Annotated in this window: 1 pseudogene; it reads left to right on the top strand. The window is 54.6% G+C overall.

Features of this window, described 5'->3' with window-relative positions:
- Nucleotides 1-58 precede the first annotated feature (58 nt).
- Nucleotides 59-291 (top strand): annotated as a pseudogene (locus IV91_RS16255) (transposase); the annotation flags it as partial.

The raw sequence follows: 291 nt of genomic DNA, 5'->3' as shown, positions 1-291 counted from the left end.
GGTTGTGAAACCCGGTGAAGACCGGATACTGATCGGGCGCATGGAGGCGGGTAGGCGTTTGTACAACGCCACTTTAGGCGAAGCACTTCGCCGCCATGGTTTGCTGAAACAGTCGAAAGACTGGCAATACACCCGAACAATCTCCGATAAGAAATTACGCGGCAGCGAGTTTAAGCGGCTCTCGAAAGAAGCAGGGTTCACGCCTGCGGCCATCATCACCTTTGCCCGTACCTGCAAAAATGAAGCAGGCTGGAAAGACCGGCTTGGTTCTAACGTAACCCAGCGCATCGC

Source organism: Ferrovum myxofaciens, assembly GCF_000735045.1.
Taxonomy (GTDB): domain Bacteria; phylum Pseudomonadota; class Gammaproteobacteria; order Burkholderiales; family Ferrovaceae; genus Ferrovum; species Ferrovum myxofaciens.
The sequence above is the reverse complement of the archived record's forward strand: the minus strand, read 5'-3'. Positions and strand labels throughout refer to the sequence as shown.